We start from the raw sequence: 349 nt of genomic DNA on the forward strand, positions 1-349 counted from the left end.
CGACGTCTCCGACACGGAGCTGGCCACGGGTGACGAGATAAGCCCCAATCGAGAGCACGATCATCATCGAGATGGTCGACGACAGGCGGTTCAGCGCATTGGCGATCGCCCACCAGTCGAGCACCGGGTTCTGCGCGTCGAGCAGATCCTTGACGTAGCGCTTCAGCGTCGCGGTCTCATGGCCGATGCGGTTGTAGCTCTGCAGCACGGCGACATTGCTGACGCTGTCGGTCACATGGGCAAACACGGTGTGGTAATGGCGCTCGACGGCGGTCTGCCCGGACTTGGTGCGGCGCATGACGATGCGGCCGATGGCGACATAGAGCACGCCAAGGCCAAGCAGCACGAG

The 349-nt window shown here is 63.3% G+C and carries 1 protein-coding gene; it reads right to left on the reverse strand.

Annotated features, from left to right (window positions below; translation table 11 throughout):
- The coding region (locus EN807_RS33445) for an ABC transporter transmembrane domain-containing protein (protein ID WP_246684520.1) at positions 1 to 349 on the reverse strand (349 nt) is incomplete at both ends.

Origin of the sequence: Mesorhizobium sp. M5C.F.Ca.ET.164.01.1.1 (assembly GCF_004792125.1) — a bacterium.
Taxonomy (GTDB): Bacteria; Pseudomonadota; Alphaproteobacteria; order Rhizobiales; family Rhizobiaceae; genus Mesorhizobium; species Mesorhizobium wenxiniae.